A 15,101-nucleotide genomic window follows, 5' to 3' on the forward strand; every position below is an offset into this window, starting at 1 on the left:
CAGCCAAGCGGCTAGCCTGTCCAGTGGCTGGCCCCACGGATATAATGAAGAGATGACCTTTTCTTAAGGACGGTTGCATGTCTTTCCCCACCATCGAGACAGTCATCGGCCATACGCCGCTGGTGCAGCTCAAGCGCATTTCGGCCGGTCGCGGCAATACGCTGCTGGCCAAGCTGGAGGGCAACAATCCCGCGGGGTCGGTGAAGGATCGACCGGCGCTCTCCATGCTCGAGCAGGCAGAGGCGCGCGGTGACATCACGCCTGGCGATACCCTGGTGGAGGCGACCTCCGGCAATACCGGGATTGCACTTGCCATGGCCGCGGCCATCAAGGGCTACCGCATGGTGTTGATCATGCCCGAGAGCGCCTCCAGCGAACGCAAGCAAGCCATGGCGGCCTACGGGGCGCAGCTGGTCAGCGTCAGCAAGGAGGGCGGCATGGAGGAGGCGCGCGACCTTGCCGAGGCGATGATCGCTCGCGGCGATGGCAAGCGTCTCGATCAGTTCGCCAACCCCGACAATCCGCTGGCCCACTACCAGGGTACCGGTCCGGAGATATGGGAGCAGACCCAGGGCCGTGTCACCCACTTCGTCAGTTCCATGGGCACCACCGGTACCATCATGGGCGTGTCGCGCTATCTCAAGGAACGCAACTCTGCGGTCGAGATCGTCGGCCTGCAGCCGGAGGATGGCGCCAGCATTGCCGGCATCCGCCGCTGGCCCGAGGCCTACCTGCCGCGCATCTACGACAGCAGCCGCGTCGACCGGGTGCTCGACATCGGCCAGCACGAGGCCGAAGAGCAGATGCGTCGCCTGGCCCGAGAGGAGGGCATCCTGGCCGGGGTCTCTTCCGGCGGCGCCCTGGCCGGTGCGCTGCGCGTCGCCGAGACGGTCGAGGATGCGGTGATCGTGTTCATCGTCTGCGACCGTGGCGACCGCTATCTCTCCACCGGCCTGTTCGCCCCGGAGGCCTGACATGGCCATGCTGGGCAAGCGCCGTCCGAATCGTCGGCGCAGCGGAGTCTCGGGGCTTCAGCGTCAAGCGACGCCACCGCCGGTAGTCGGCGAAGACGCTACCGCGCCGGTCATCGAACGCCTGGCTCACGATGGGCGCGGGGTGGCCCATGCCGCGGATGGCAAGACGCTGTTCGTCGCGGGTGCCTTGCCCGGCGAGCGTGTCGAGGCGGCCGTGCATCGCGCTCGCAAGCGCTACGACGAGGGCCATGTCCGCACCGTGCTCGAAGCCTCGCCCCAACGCGTTGCGCCTCCCTGCGCGCACTATGCGCGCTGCGGTGGCTGCGACCTTCAGCATCTGTCGCTGACCGGTCAGCGCACGCACAAGCAGGCGGTGCTCGTCGACCTGCTGGCGCGCGAAGGCATCGAACTCGCCGAGCCGCCTCTACTCTTGGCCGAGCCGGACACCGCCTATCGGCGGCGCGCCCGGCTCGGCGTCAAGGTGGACGGCGAAGGTCGGCTGCACCTGGGGTTTCGCGAGCGCCACGCCAACCGCCTGGTGGACATCGGCGCCTGCCCCGTTCTGGTGCCGCGGCTCGCGGCGTTGCTCGGCCCTCTTCGCCAGTCGCTCGAGCGTCTCGAGGCGCCGCGGTGCGTCGGCCATGTGGAACTGCTCGACAGCGATGGCGGTGCGGCGGTGGTCGTTCGTCAATTGCGCGAGTCGCCGGCTGACCGCGAACGCTGGCAAGCCTTTGGCGAGGCCCATGGCGTAGCGGTGGGCCACTGGCTGGGGCGTGAGAGTCCCGAGTTCGCCTGGTTGACGCCGCCGCCGTCGCTGCACTACGTGCTGCCCGGGGGCCCGGGGGATGCACCATTGCGACTGCGTTTCGCCCCGGGGGATTTCGTGCAGGTCAATGCTGCGGTGAATCGTCGCCTGGTGGCAACGGTACGCGATTGGCTAGCCGTGCCTGCCGGGCGGACGGTGCTCGATCTCTATGCCGGCATTGGCAACTTCAGCTTGCCGTTGGCCGCCGACGGTGCCCGAGTCACGGCCATCGAGGGGCACCCGGCGATGGTGAGTCGTCTGGCCGACAATGCCCGCGACAACGCCCTGACGCTGACCGCCGAGCAAGCCGACCTGGGTGATATTGCCGCAGTATCGGCGTTGCTCGAGACGCATGCGCCACGGGCCGTTCTGCTCGATCCGCCACGCGAGGGCGCCGAGGCCGTGTGCCGGGCGCTGACGGCGCGCCCCGTGCCGGTCGTGGCCTACATCGCCTGCGATCCGGCAACGCTGGCTCGCGATGCGGCACGCCTCGTGCATGGTGGATACCGTATCGCGCGTGCGGCGGTGGCCGACATGTTCGTGCACACCTCGCACCTGGAATCCGTGCTGCTGTTCGAGCACCCCGAGCGGCAGCCGTTATCGCAAGGAACCTGACGACATGGTCAAAGTGCGCGACGATCAGCCGCTCACGTCGAGCGGCGAGGTCGATATCGACCACTGGCTCGCCCGCCTGGAAGAAGACGTCAAGCTGCGGGATCGCGAGGAGCTGCGCCAGGCCTGCGAACTGGCCTTGCGTCTCGCCCGTGAGGCCGAGAAGCCCCACAAGCCGTGGCTGCCCGCCGAGACCAGCTATCGCATGGGCCTGGAGATGGCCGACATTCTCGGTGAGCTCAAGCTCGATCAGCCGGCGCTGGAGGCCGCGGTGCTATACCGTGCGGTGCGAGAGGGGCTGCTGTCGCTCGAGGCGGTGACCAAGCGTTTCGGACGCGAGGTGGCCGGCTTGATCGACGGCGTGCTGCAGATGGCCGCCATCAGCAACGGTCAGACACCCAGCCAAGGCCTGATACAGCACGATCAGCAGGACAACCTGCGCAAGATGCTGGTCAACATGATCGATGACGTACGGGTGGCGCTGATCAAGATCGCCGAACGTACCTGTGCCTTGCGCCAGGTGAAGGATGCTCCGCGAGAGAAGCAGCAGCACGTTGCCCGTGAGGTGTTCGACATCTACGCTCCCTTGGCGCATCGCCTGGGGATCGGCCAGATCAAGTGGGAACTCGAAGACCTCTCCTTCCGCTATCTCCACGAGGAGGAGTACAAGACCATTGCCCGGCAGCTGGCCGAGAAGCGCGTCGACCGCGACCGCTACATCCATGACGTCGTCGAGACCCTTCAGGGGATGCTGAGCGCCCAGGGCATATCGCACTTCGACGTCAATGGCCGTGCCAAGCACATCTATTCGATCTGGCGCAAGATGAAGCGCAAGCGCATCGACTTCTCCCAGGTCAACGACGTGCGGGCGGTGCGCATCCTGGTGCCCGAGGTGACCGACTGCTATACCGTGCTGGGGCTCGTTCACTCGCGCTGGCATCACGTGCCCAACGAGTTCGACGACTACATCGCCAACCCCAAGAAGAACGGCTATCAGTCGTTGCACACGGCGGTGCTCGGCCCCGAGAACAAGGTGCTGGAGATACAGATTCGTACCTTCGCCATGCACGAAGAGGCAGAGCTGGGCGTGTGCGCCCACTGGCGTTACAAGGGGCACGACACCAAGGCCAAGAGCTCCAGCTACGAGGAGAAGATCGCCTGGCTGCGCCAGGTGCTCGAATGGCAGGAGGAAGTCGGCGACTTCGGCGACCTGCGCGAAGGGCTCTCCAGCGACGTGGCGCCGGACCGCATCTACGTCTTCACTCCCGATGGCCACGTCATCGACATGCCGCGCATCGCCACGCCCATCGATTTCGCCTACCGCGTGCATACCGAGGTGGGGCACCGTTGCCGCGGCGCCAAGGTCAACGGTCGTATCGTACCGCTCACCTATCGCCTCAAGACCGGTCAACAGGTGGAAATCCTCACGGCCACCAAGGGCGGCCCCAGCCGTGACTGGCTCAATCCCAACCTCGGCTACGTGCGTACGTCCCGGGCTCGCGCCAAGATCCAGGCGTGGTTCAAGCACCAGGCGCGCGAGCAGAATCTGGAAGAGGGCAAGTCACTGTTCGAGCGCGAGATGAAGCGTCTCGACGTCGAGGACATGGATCTCGAAACCTTGGCGCGCAAGGTCAACTATGCTACCGCCGACGACATGTATGCGGCGCTGGGTGCCGGCGACCTGCGCGTCGGTCAGGTGTTGCACCAGGCCCAGCAGCTGTTCGGCGAGAGCGACGATCAGGAGCAACTCGACCGCCTGCTGGCCAAGCCGCGCCGCGATCAGTCCAAGGGTGGGACCAGCGATATCACCGTGCTGGGCGTGGGCAATCTCAAGACCAGCATGGCCAACTGCTGCCACCCGGTGCCGGGGGATGCCATCGTCGGCTTCATCACCCAGGGCCGCGGCGTGACGGTGCATCGCCAGGATTGCCCCAACATTCTGCAACTGCGCGTCGACGAACCGCAGCGCATCATCGAGGTGGAATGGGGCGAACGCGCGCTCACCCAGTATCCGGTGGATGTCGAGATCCAGGCCTGGGATCGCTCCGGCCTGTTGCGCGACGTGACCGGCGTGCTCAGCCATGATCGGGTCAATGTCCTGTCGGTGAATACCTTGACCGATACTCGCGACGGCATCGCGAGAATGCGCATCACCGTGGAGGTCGACGGCCTGGAAACCCTCGGGCGCTTGTTCTCGCGCATTCAGCAACTGCCCAACGTGATCGACGTCAAGCGCCTGAGAAGCGGTGCCAAGGGCGGCAAGCACAAGAGGAAGAAGGCATGAGCGAGATACGTCACGACCTGCGGGACCTGCTGACTCTGATGGCAGTGCTGCGCGACCCCGAGCAGGGCTGTCCCTGGGACCTCGAACAGGACTGGAACTCCATCGTGCCGCATACCCTCGAGGAAGCCTACGAGGTGGCCGATGCCATCGAACGCGAGGCCTTCGACGAGCTGCCCGGCGAACTCGGCGACCTGCTTTTCCAGGTGGTCTACTACAGCCAGTTCGGCCGCGAGGAGGGGCGTTTCGACTTCCATGACGTGGTGGATGCGTTGACGGTGAAGATGTTGCGTCGTCATCCCCACGTCTTCCCCGACGGTACCCTGGCTTCGCGTCGCCCGCCCGGCGTGTCCGCCGAGCAGGTCGAAACCCGTCAGGTTCATTCGCGCTGGGAGGCGCTCAAGGCCGAGGAGCGAGCCGAACGGACCGGCGAAGCCTCCGACGACTCGCGGCAGGCGAGCGGCACGGCCTCGGTGCTGGATGATGTGCCGCTCACTTTGCCGGCGCTGTCGCGGGCCGCCAAGCTGTCCAAGCGCGCCGCTCGGGTCGGTTTCGACTGGCCCGATACCCGGGGGGTGATCGCCAAGATTCGCGAGGAGCTCGATGAGGTGGAGGAAGCGCTCGCCGATGGCGACAGTGCCCACGCCGCCGAGGAGGTGGGCGACCTGCTGTTTGCCGTTGCCAACCTGGCCCGATCTCTCGAGGCCGACCCCGAACAACGCTTGCGTGCCACCAATGCCAAGTTCGAGCGGCGTTTTCGCCACGTGGAAGCCACCCTCACCGAACGTGGCGTACGGCTCCAGGACGCCGACCTGAACACCCTGGAAAGGCATTGGCAGCGGGCCAAACGACATGACACCCCGACAGCGACACCCTTGCGAGGAGAACGGCCATGAGCGACGACCTGCACGAATCGCTGCGCGACAACGTGCGCATTCTGGGCGATGGGCTGGGACGCACCATTGCCGATGACCTGGGCTCCGGTTTCGTCGATCGTATCGAGACCATTCGCGGACTGGCCAAACAGGGCCGCCAGGGAGATGTCCAGAGCAGCCGTGAACTGATCGACTACCTGCGCAAGCTGCCCGACCGCGACCTTCTGCCGGTGACCCGCGCCTTCAACCAGTTCCTCAATCTGGCCAACATCGCCGAACAGCACTACCGCGCTCGCTTCCGCCGCGTGGAGGATTACAAGCCGGGCAGTCAGCCGGTGCTCGGCGAGCTGCTCGAGCGCGTGCGCCGCGCAGGCCATGCGCCGCGCAAGCTGGTCGAAACGCTGGCCTCCATGCGCGTCGAACTGGTCCTCACCGCCCACCCCACCGAGGTCATTCGGCGGACCCTGATCCAGAAGTACGATGCCATCGACGACTGCCTGTCGGTCATCGAGTCGTCCGCCGACTATCCGGAGCGGGCCAGCCGCGCCCGCGGGCGCTTGGAAGAACTGATCAGCCAGGCCTGGCACACCGACGAGATCCGTCACGAACGTCCCACCCCGGTGGACGAGGCCAAGTGGGGCTTTGCGGTGATCGAGAACTCCCTGTGGCAGGCGGTACCGGCCTTCCATCGCGATCTCGACAACCTGCTGCTGGAAACCGCTGGCGAACGTCTGCCCCTGGATGCCTCGCCGATCGTCTTCGCCTCCTGGATGGGCGGCGACCGTGACGGCAATCCCAACGTCACCGCACGGGTCACCCGGGAAGTGCTGCTGCTGGGGCGCTGGATGGCGGCCGATCTCTATCTGCGCGACCTCGACCAGCTCAAGGCCGAACTGTCCATGTGGAAGGCCAACAGTGCGCTCAAGGCCGAGGTGGGCGATGTCGCCGAGCCCTATCGGGAGCTGCTCAAGCGGCTGCTGAGCCGTGTCGAAGCAACTCGTGACTGGGCCAAGGCCGAACTCGACGGCAACAGCTTCGAAGGCGGTCCGATCATCGAGACCCGCGATCAGCTGTATGCGCCGCTGCTGGCCTGCTACCGCTCGCTGTGCGACGTGGGCCTGGACACCATCGCCAACGGCGTGCTGCTCGATACCCTGCGTCGCGTGGCGGTGTTCGGAGTGAGTCTGACCAAGCTCGACATCCGCCAGGAAGCGAGTCGCCACGCCCAGGTGATGGACGAACTCACCGATACCCTGGCTCTCGGCCACTACCGCGACTGGAGCGAGGAGCAGCGCCAGGCCTTCCTGCTCTCCGAGTTGGAGTCGCGTCGTCCGCTGATTCCGCGACGCTGGGAGTGCTCGGCAGAGACGCGTGAGGTGCTCGATACTTTCCGTGTCATCGCCAGCGAGCATCGTGAAGCGCTCGGCACCTACGTGATTTCCATGGCTGCGCAGCCCTCCGACGTACTCACCGTGGCGCTGCTGATGAAGGAAGTGGGTGGCGGGGTGACGCTGCCCATCGCGCCGCTCTTCGAAACCCTGGACGATCTCAATCGCGCTCCCGACGTCATCGACCGGCTGCTGTCGTTGCCCGGCTATCGTTCGCTCGCCGGCGACCGCCAGGAAGTGATGATCGGCTACTCCGACTCGGCCAAGGATGCCGGCCAGCTCGCCGCCGCCTGGGCACAGTACCGCGCGCAGGAGCGTCTCGTACTGGTATGTCGCCAGTACGACGTGTCACTGACCCTATTCCACGGCCGTGGAGGGGCCGTTGGGCGCGGCGGCGGACCGGCTCACGCGGCCATTCTGTCTCAGCCGCCGGGCTCGGTGGACGGCAGTCTGCGGGTCACCGAACAGGGCGAGATGATTCGCTTCAAGTTCGGCCAGCCCGACATCGCCCTGCGCTCCATGGAGATCTATGCCTGCGCCGTGCTGGAGGCGACCCTACTGCCGCCGCCTGCCCCGGAGCCGCACTGGCGCGATGAGATGGATCGTCTGGCCGAGATCGCCCACCGGGCTTACGTGGGCGTGGTGCGTGAGGATCCAGACTTCGTGCCCTACTTTCGTGCCGTCACGCCGGAAGGCGCGTTGGGGCGGCTGCCGCTGGGGTCGCGGCCTACCAAGCGTCGCCAGGACGGCGGAGTGGAAACGTTGCGCGCCATTCCCTGGATCTTCGCCTGGACGCAGATCCGCCTGATGCTGCCGGCCTGGCTGGGTAGCGGAGAGGCCTTCGCCACGCGTGTCGCCGAGGAGGGCGGACTCGAGGTTCTGCGCGAGATGCGCGACCGCTGGCCCTTCTTCGGGACCTATCTGGATATGCTCGAGATGCTGTTGGCCAAGGCCGACGTGGGTATCGCCACCTACTACGAGCGGCGTCTGGTCGACGAGCCGGCTCTGAAGGCGCTGGGCGAAGCGCTGCGCGAGCGGTTCACGCGTCTGGAAGGGGTGGTGCTGGAGATTCTCGACCAGGACGTGCTGCTGGAGCAGACGCCGCTGATTCGTCAGGCCATCGAGGTGCGCAATCCCTACATCGACCCGCTCCACGGGCTGCAGGCAGAGCTGTTGCAGCGCAACCGCGATGCCGACGGCGCCATCAGCGGCGAGCTGACGCGGGCGCTGATGGTGACCATGGCGGGGATCGCAGCGGGGCTGCGCAATACCGGCTGAGCCTGCAAGGAAGAAGCAAGGAGACACACGAGATGACCAAGAAGGAAGGGGCCTCTCTTCCTTCTTGGGGGATCGCTAGAACGGGATGTGCAGCGAGGCGGTCAACTGATTCAGATGCTGCATGCTCGGGGCATCGATCTCCTCGAACTCCAGCTGGCCGCTGACGCTCGGGAAATCGAGGCGGGCGCCGAAACCGTTCACCCGCGAGGTGCCGGCGGTGGCCAGTCTTGCCGACTCGCCAGGTTCGAGCGGGTCGCCGTTCCATTCGGCGAAACCGGTCTTGGCATAGAGTCCCAGGTGTCCGAGGCGCACGCCAGCCACCAGGCTACCGCCGACGCTGGTGGTGTTCATCAGCAGACTTTCTCCCGCCATGGACAAGGGAACCTCGTCACTGGTGCGATAGGTCAGCTCTGCACCCAGGTCGAATTGCGGTAGGCGATAGGGAGAGTAGCCGGCGGTGAGCCGAAATCCGGACGTGTAACCGTCCGGGGTGTCCAGATCGGCACCCTGGACGATGATCCCATTGTCGAGTTGCGCCAGGCGCGCCATGTCTTCGCTGGTATAGACAGGGTCCTCGACGACCGGCGTCAGCGACAACGAGGGTGATGCCTCGTCGGCTGCAGCCAGTGGCGACAGCAAGGCAAGCGCAACCGCTAAGGTGGCGGCGGAAAAACCCGTTTTCATATCCCTGACCTCGAACAGGCGGATTAGCCTTGCCGCCGCCTGCCCGTTGCGTTTTCGTCATTATCTTTTGTAGCTTAGCAACCTCGAATTGACCCCGCCAGTTTACTTGACGAGGCAACGGCCAGTCAGCCGTGGTGGCTCAATGCATCGTCGAGCTCGACGAGAAGGGGTGACGAAAGGCCATGGCGGTGCGCGGCTTCCAGCAGCGGGCCGAGGATCGCCGCGCGTTCGGTGGGGCGGCCGGCCAGCACGTCCTGCAGCATGGAGGCGCGATTGCGAGCGGTCCCCGCGACTACTCGCCACACCAGATCGCGCCAGCCTCGAGGTGGAGGAGGAATCTGCTCGGCGGCCATGATGGCGGCGATCTCGGCGATCACGGTCTCCACCAGGGGGCGAAAGGGGCGGTCGCGCAACTGGCCGTTACGGATGCGAAAGCGTGCCACCAGAGGATTGATGGCGGCGTTCACGGCGAGCTTGTGCCACAGCCGGGTATGGATGTCGTCGACGGCCCAGGCCGGCAGCCCGGCTCGAGTCAGCGTCTGGGCCAGCGCCTGGGCAAGGTGGACATGACCGCCGCCGAGGGCGCCGATGCGGGTCTCGCCATGGCCGGCATGGGTCATCCGGTCGTCGCCCTGCACGTAGGCCCCTTCGGTGGTGGTGGCGCACAGCACTGGCCCGGCATGGCGTTCGCCGAGCCGTGGCTGGCAGGCGAAGCCGTTCTGCCACAGTACCAGCGGGGTGCCGGGAGGCAGGTGCGGCACCAGGGCGGCATGCGCGGACTCGGCGGCGTAGGCCTTGGTGGTCAGGTGTACCACGTCGGGCTTGATGTCGGGCAGGGCGTCGAGGCTGGTGGTGGTCAACTGGCGCGCCAGTGTGTCGCCCTCGGGCGTGATCAGTACCTGGCCGGCGGGCAGTGGGCGGCGACCGACGAGGGTCACCGGTATCGACGCGGCCAGACGCAGCCCGATCAACCGCCCCAGGGCGCCGGGGCCGACGATCCAGTGGCTGGCACTCCAGAGCCCTGCCGGCTCGCTCATGTCGAACTCCTGCGCCGCCGGCTTCGTCGTGGCTTGCGCTTGCCGGTGGAAGACTTGCGCCGGCCGGGCGGTCGTGGCGATGCCGCCGCTTCACCCTGGGCGCCATGCAGGGCCTGACGCAGCCGGCCGGCATCGGCGTGGTCCAGCAGGCCGCGCAGATCCTCGACCAGGCCATTCAGGAAGGGAGCGGGAGAGTCGGCCTGCTCGGCGATGGCACTCAGGCGTTGCTCCCATAGCGCGGTGCGTTCGGGCCGTCCCACCGCATCGGGCAGCGAAGCGATGAGTGCGCTGCCGAGTCGCGTGGCGCGCAGCGCCTTGCCCTGGCGTACCAGGTAGCCGCGGGTCACCAGGGTCTCGATGACCCCGGCGCGGGTCGCCTCGGTACCCAGGCCGTCATGCTCGCGAAGAGTGTGCTTCACCGCCGGGTCTTCGACATAGCGGGCGATGTTCATCATCGCCTTGATCAGGCTGGCATCGGTGAAGGGCTCCGGGGGACGCGTCTCGCGATCCTCGACGCCCGCATCGAGAACCCGGCACGTCTCGCCCTCGCGGAGCGGGGGCAGGGGGGGCGCCTCGTCGCGGGTGGTGAAGAGTGGCTTCCAGCCGGGTTCCAGTATTTCCTGGCCCTTGGCGCGGAAGCGCTCGCCCAGAATGGTGAACTCGGCCTTCACCTCGCGCACGGCGAGCGCCGGGTAGAACTGGGCGAGCACGTTGCGCGCGATCAGCCGGAAGACGTCGGCCTCGGCCTTGGCCAGGCGCGTCGTGTCGGCCGGCTTGCCGGTGGGGGCCAGGGCGTGGTGGGCGCCCACCTTGGCGTCGTTCCACGCCTTGGAACGGCGCGTGAAGTCGGCGCCGGCGAGCCACTCGCGCAGGGTGTCGTCCTGGCGACAGGCGCCCTTCAGGGTGGCGTGGGCGCCGGCGAAGTGCTCCTCGGGCAGGTAGCGGCAGTCCGAGCGCGGGTAGGTGATCAGTTGGTGGCGCTCGTAGAGGCGCTGGCAGATGTCGAGCACCGCCTGGGCGGAGAGCCCGAAGCGCCGGGCGGCATCGACCTGCAGTGCCGAGAGCGAGTAGGGCAGCGGGGCGGCCTGGCGCCGCTCGCGCGACTCGAGCGAGGTCAGGCGACCCGCGGCGCCCGGCAGGCGCTCGGCCAGGGCAGCGGCTGGTTCGCGCACCAGCAGGCGGCCCTGTTCGTCCAGCGAGTGGGCCTCGCCCGGCTGCCACCAGGCGCGCAGCTCGCCGTTCGCCACGCCGAGGTCCACCCACAGCGTGTAGAAGGGGCGGGGTTCGAAGTCGCGGATCTCGGCATCGCGGCGCACCACCAGGCCCAGCACGGGGGTCTGTACCCGGCCCACCGAGAGCACGCCGTCGTGGCCGGCCTGGCGGCCGGTGAGCGTCCAGGCCCGGGTCAGGTTGATGCCGTACAGCCAGTCGGCCCGCGCCCGGGATTCGGCGGCACGGTAGAGCGGCTGGTAGCGGGCGTTGTCCTCGAGCCGGGCGAGCGAGCGCTGCACCGCCGGGCGGTTGAGGTCGCTGACGAGCAGACGTGACACCGGGCCATTCCAGCCGAGATATTCGATGACCTCTTGCACCAGCAGCTGGCCCTCGCGGTCCGGGTCGCCGGCGTGGACCACCTCGCGGGCGGCCTTGAGCAGGCGGCGGATCACCGTCAGCTGGCTGCGCGCCTTGGGGCGCGGCACGAGCCGCCAGCGGTCGGGCAGGATCGGCAAGGTGTCGAGCCGCCACTGCTTGAGCGCCGGGTCGTAGCTGTCCGGCGGCGCCTGCTCCAGCAGGTGGCCCAGGCACCAGGTCACGGTGGTGTCGCCGACGCGCAGCGAACCCTCTGCGCGCTGGGACGTGCCGGGCAGCGCGTCGGCGATGGCTCGGGCCAGGCTGGGTTTCTCGGCGATGATCAGGCGCATGGCGAAGTCTTCGACGGTGACATGGACATTCTTCCAGTATTCGCGATTTGCTGCCAGGTGTAAGCTGCTCGTGTGATGTACAACTCTTGTATCAATCATACTGGAGATCGCGATGCGTGAGCGTGGCAGGGCCCGGCGGTTGATCGGTCTCGGGGCTCGAACCGGTGGCGCCTTGGTGCGCACGCGACTGGGCGGTGAGGCCGACTGGCGCGCATTGGGCGAGGCGCTGTTCGAGGGGCTCTCCGAACTCAAGGGGCCGGCCATGAAGCTCGCCCAGATCATGGCGCAGTGGGATGACCTGCTGCCGGCGGATTTGGCTGACGAGTTGTCGCGCCTTCAACGACAGGCCGAGCCGATGCCCTGGCCTGACATCCGCCGTACTCTGGTCGAAGCCCATGGCGATCTCGACTCTCACTTTCACGAGATCGAGGAGCGTCCCTTTGCCAGCGCTTCCATGGGGCAGGTGCACCGCGCGGTGACCCGTGACGGCGAGACGCTGGTGCTCAAGGTGCAGTACCCGGGACTGGCCGAGGTGCTCGAGAGCGATCTGTCCCAGTTGCGTCGGCTGATGCGCCTGGGACGCTGGCTCAAGGTGCCCCAGGCGCGTATCGATGCGCTTTTCGAGGAGCTGGCGACGAGCCTGCGTGGCGAGCTCGACTACCGTGCCGAAGCGCGTGCCCTGGCCCGTTATCGTCAGCGCTACGTCCACCTCGAGAACCTGGTGATTCCCGAACCGCTGCCCGAGTACTGCACGCAGCGGGTACTCGCCATGCGTTACGTGGCGGGGACGCCATTGCGTGAACTGGAAACGGCCGACGATGCCTTGCGTCAGCGCCTGGCCGCGACGCTCGCCGACTGGCTCACCGAAGAGCTCTTCACTCACGGCGAATTGCATGCCGACCCGCATGCCGGCAATTTCGCCGCCGACGATCGGGGCCGCCTGGTGATATACGATCTGGGGGCGGTGATTCCCGTTCCCGAGGCCCGCCTGGTGGCCATGATGCGCCTGCTCGAGGCGACGCTCGATGGCGATCCCATGGCCATGGACAGCGCCTTGCTCGACCTGGGTGGCCGGCAGGGGCAGGGAGCGCCGCTGGCGCTCTATCGTGAGGCTGCCGAGGCCGTGGCCCCGCTGTTCGCCCCGGGAGAACGGGATTTCGGCGACGTACGGGTGCATCGCCGCCTGCGAGATCTGAGCCCCAAGGTCTGGGCAGCCATGGACCGTCTCCAGCCGCCTGCCGATACCCTGCTGCTGTCGCGGACGCTGAACGGTCACTACTGGAACCTGGTGCGACTCGGTGGGCGTCTCGACATGCAGGCACGCAGTCGCCCACTGCTCGACTGGGCGCGCCGCCGGCCAATGGGTTGAGTCTGCCCAGCATCGCGCGGGGCTGTTAGACTGTGCCGTTTTTGGATGGCGGAGAGTGCGATGCTGGCGGTATGGGTGGAACAGCTGCTGGGCTTTGCCACGGGCGCTCTGGCGGCGATTCGTGAGGACGAGCACTATCCGACGCTGATGGCCTGGGCACGCCGGCAGGGGGCCGACCAGTTGGGCGGCGATCTGCCACTGGCTCAGGCGCTGGCACCGGAGCTGTGGTCACAGACCCCCCTCGAGCGCCTCGGTTATGCCTGTGAACCGCTGGCCCGCCCGGAAGCCAATGAGCCCTGCTGGTGCGATTCCGGGCGTAAGACCCGGCACTGCTGTGGCGCCGTGGACCTGCCCGGTGAGGTGCCTGAGCATCTGATGTGGATGCTCTCGCTACGCGACTGGACCGGCCCCACGCTCAAGGCGGCGCTGGCCAGCGGTCGCGCGCCGGCCCAGGCGCTGCTCGAAGCCGGGCTGATCGCCGCCGAGACCGGTCAGCGTGGCCGCGCCCAGCAGATCCTCGAAGCGCTGTTCCAGCGCCCCGACTGGTCACGTCTTCCCGAACAGGCCGAGCCGGCCTTCGAGCTGCTGATCGATCTCTATCAAGAGCGCGGTTTCACCCGCAAGCGCACGGCATTGCTCGACGAGGTGCTCGAGCGCGGACCGCTGTTCCTGCGCGGCGTGGCATTGGAGCGGCTGTGCCTGATGCATCTCGACGATGACGATCTGGACAGCGCCCGTGCTGCCTTCGTGCGTGCGCAGCAGGCGCTGCCCGATTCGCCGACGTTGGCCTACATCGAGGCCATGCTGCTGCTTCACGAAGGGCACGAGAAAGAGGCTGGCGAACGCGCGCGCTTCTGGTTTCGTCGCCTGGCACGTCAGGGCGAGCTCGATCCGGATCAAATGCAGTTCCTCTCTGACCTGGCCGACAATCCCGGTGCGACCCTTGCCGACCAACTGCTCAATGCCGAGGAGGACATTGCCGAGCCACTGGCGGCGTTGCAGACACTGCTCGCCGAACTGCCGCCGGCACCGGCGCTCGATGTGCGCGTCAATGCCGAGGGAGAACTCGAATACCACACCAGTGCTCGAGAGGACACGCTGTTCGCTGCCTGGCAGGCGCATTTCATGGCGGCCGTGGACGAGGAAAGCGCGATGGGCTTCGAAGCCGATCCATGGCCCCAGGCCGGTGACTGGCTACGCGAGCTGTGCGCCCACCCGGAATGGCTCGATGCGCCGTGCGTCGTGCAGTCCCTGGCGCTGGCGCTGACCCGTCGTTTCGGTAGCCTGCCATGGATGTCGCCGAGCCTGTTCGAACCGCTGGCCGACCGCCTGGAACGTTGGCTGGCCCGAGTCCGCGATGCCGGTGATGGCCCCTTCCTGTGGGAGCGCGCGGACAACGCCGTGTTGCTGCGGACCGGTCTGGCGCTGGTGGTGGGGATGGAGCGCGGCGCTCGTGAGCGTTCTCGCCAGCTGGCCGAGCAACTATTGGTACTGGATGACCAGGATAGTCTGGGGTTGCAGGAACTGGTACTCGACCAACTCCTGCGCGAAGGGCGTGACCGGGAAGCACTGGCCATGACCGAGCGCTATCGCGATTCGACCCCGGTTCTCGGCCTGCTCATGGGGCGCGTATTGGCGCTGTTTCGTCTCGGGCGCCGCGACGAGGCGGCCGAGGCGCTCACCGAAGTGGAACGTCACAATGCGCATGCCCTGGGCATGCTGTGTGCCGACAATCCCCGCCCGGTGGCGGCCGGACCGGATGGTGCCGCCGAGCCTGGCAGTCGCGCCGAGGCCTGGCAGTATCGCACCCTGATGCGCGATCAGTGGCGTACCACGCCGGAGGCGCTGGCCTGGCTGCGCGATCAGCTCGACTGATGCA

10 protein-coding genes are annotated in these 15,101 nt (G+C 67.1%); 7 read left to right on the forward strand and 3 right to left on the reverse strand.

Annotated elements, in window-relative coordinates; translation table 11 throughout:
* Positions 1-77 precede the first annotated feature (77 nt).
* Genes cysM through ppc form a run of 5 tightly spaced genes read left to right on the forward strand, consistent with a single transcriptional unit; the run spans position 78 to position 8,213 of the window.
* The gene (cysM, locus tag BLP96_RS01590; protein WP_089682388.1) at positions 78-974 is read left to right on the forward strand and encodes a cysteine synthase CysM; all 897 of its coding nucleotides are present in this window, start codon (positions 78-80) and stop codon (positions 972-974) included.
* Between the two features lies 1 nt (position 975).
* Positions 976-2,394 carry a TRAM domain-containing protein gene (locus tag BLP96_RS01595; RefSeq protein ID WP_089682389.1) on the forward strand — a complete coding sequence of 473 codons (1,419 nt, stop codon included), beginning with the start codon at positions 976-978 and terminating at the stop codon, positions 2,392-2,394.
* 4 nt (positions 2,395-2,398) lie between these two features.
* Complete coding sequence (gene relA, locus BLP96_RS01600) at positions 2,399-4,675, forward strand: GTP diphosphokinase (protein ID WP_089682391.1); 2,277 nt, start codon at positions 2,399-2,401, stop codon at positions 4,673-4,675.
* Positions 4,672-5,568 (forward strand): nucleoside triphosphate pyrophosphohydrolase, encoded by an 897-nt coding sequence (gene mazG / locus BLP96_RS01605; protein ID WP_089682393.1) that lies wholly within the window; start codon positions 4,672-4,674, stop codon positions 5,566-5,568. The genes relA and mazG overlap by 4 nt, the downstream gene beginning before the upstream one ends.
* Complete coding sequence (gene ppc / locus BLP96_RS01610) at positions 5,565-8,213, forward strand: phosphoenolpyruvate carboxylase (RefSeq protein WP_089682395.1); 2,649 nt, start codon at positions 5,565-5,567, stop codon at positions 8,211-8,213. The genes mazG and ppc overlap by 4 nt, the downstream gene beginning before the upstream one ends.
* A gap of 75 nt (positions 8,214-8,288) precedes the next feature.
* Here ppc and BLP96_RS01615 read toward each other — a convergent pair whose 3' ends face one another.
* The 3 genes from BLP96_RS01615 to BLP96_RS01625 form a co-directional block, all read right to left on the reverse strand.
* Positions 8,289-8,897 carry a hypothetical protein gene (locus tag BLP96_RS01615; RefSeq protein ID WP_245682118.1) on the reverse strand — a complete coding sequence of 203 codons (609 nt, stop codon included), beginning with the start codon at positions 8,895-8,897 and terminating at the stop codon, positions 8,289-8,291.
* 125 nt (positions 8,898-9,022) lie between these two features.
* Positions 9,023-9,934 (reverse strand): ketopantoate reductase family protein, encoded by a 912-nt coding sequence (locus BLP96_RS01620; RefSeq protein ID WP_089682397.1) that lies wholly within the window; start codon positions 9,932-9,934, stop codon positions 9,023-9,025.
* Entirely contained in the window at positions 9,931-11,853 is a 1,923-nt protein-coding gene (locus BLP96_RS01625; RefSeq protein ID WP_089682399.1) for a DNA topoisomerase III, read from the reverse strand. Before BLP96_RS01625 ends, BLP96_RS01620 begins: the two co-directional genes overlap by 4 nt.
* A gap of 112 nt (positions 11,854-11,965) precedes the next feature.
* Here BLP96_RS01625 and BLP96_RS01630 point away from each other — a divergent pair, with 112 nt between their 5' ends.
* The gene (locus BLP96_RS01630) at positions 11,966-13,222 is read left to right on the forward strand and encodes an ABC1 kinase family protein (protein WP_089682401.1); all 1,257 of its coding nucleotides are present in this window, start codon (positions 11,966-11,968) and stop codon (positions 13,220-13,222) included.
* Between the two features lie 60 nt (positions 13,223-13,282).
* Positions 13,283-15,097, forward strand: a complete 1,815-nt coding sequence (locus BLP96_RS01635) for an SEC-C domain-containing protein (RefSeq protein ID WP_089682404.1) — start codon at positions 13,283-13,285, stop codon at positions 15,095-15,097.
* The last annotated feature ends 4 nt before the right edge of the window (positions 15,098-15,101 follow it).

The organism is Billgrantia gudaonensis, assembly GCF_900100195.1.
Classification (GTDB): Bacteria; Pseudomonadota; Gammaproteobacteria; order Pseudomonadales; family Halomonadaceae; genus Halomonas; species Halomonas gudaonensis.

Bases quoted from the DNA above. Each gene is read 5' to 3' on its own strand.
- mazG (WP_089682393.1), top strand. From the start codon at position 4,672: ATGAGCGAGATACGTCACGACCTGCGGGACCTGCTGACTCTGATGGCA.
- cysM (WP_089682388.1), top strand. From the start codon at position 78: ATGTCTTTCCCCACCATCGAGACAGTCATCGGCCATACGCCGCTGGTG.
- BLP96_RS01625 (WP_089682399.1), bottom strand. From the start codon at position 11,853: ATGCGCCTGATCATCGCCGAGAAACCCAGCCTGGCCCGAGCCATCGCC.
- BLP96_RS01620 (WP_089682397.1), bottom strand. From the start codon at position 9,934: ATGAGCGAGCCGGCAGGGCTCTGGAGTGCCAGCCACTGGATCGTCGGC.
- ppc (WP_089682395.1), top strand. From the start codon at position 5,565: ATGAGCGACGACCTGCACGAATCGCTGCGCGACAACGTGCGCATTCTG.
- relA (WP_089682391.1), top strand. From the start codon at position 2,399: ATGGTCAAAGTGCGCGACGATCAGCCGCTCACGTCGAGCGGCGAGGTC.
- BLP96_RS01630 (WP_089682401.1), top strand. From the start codon at position 11,966: ATGCGTGAGCGTGGCAGGGCCCGGCGGTTGATCGGTCTCGGGGCTCGA.
- BLP96_RS01615 (WP_245682118.1), bottom strand. From the start codon at position 8,897: ATGAAAACGGGTTTTTCCGCCGCCACCTTAGCGGTTGCGCTTGCCTTG.
- BLP96_RS01635 (WP_089682404.1), top strand. From the start codon at position 13,283: ATGCTGGCGGTATGGGTGGAACAGCTGCTGGGCTTTGCCACGGGCGCT.
- BLP96_RS01595 (WP_089682389.1), top strand. From the start codon at position 976: ATGGCCATGCTGGGCAAGCGCCGTCCGAATCGTCGGCGCAGCGGAGTC.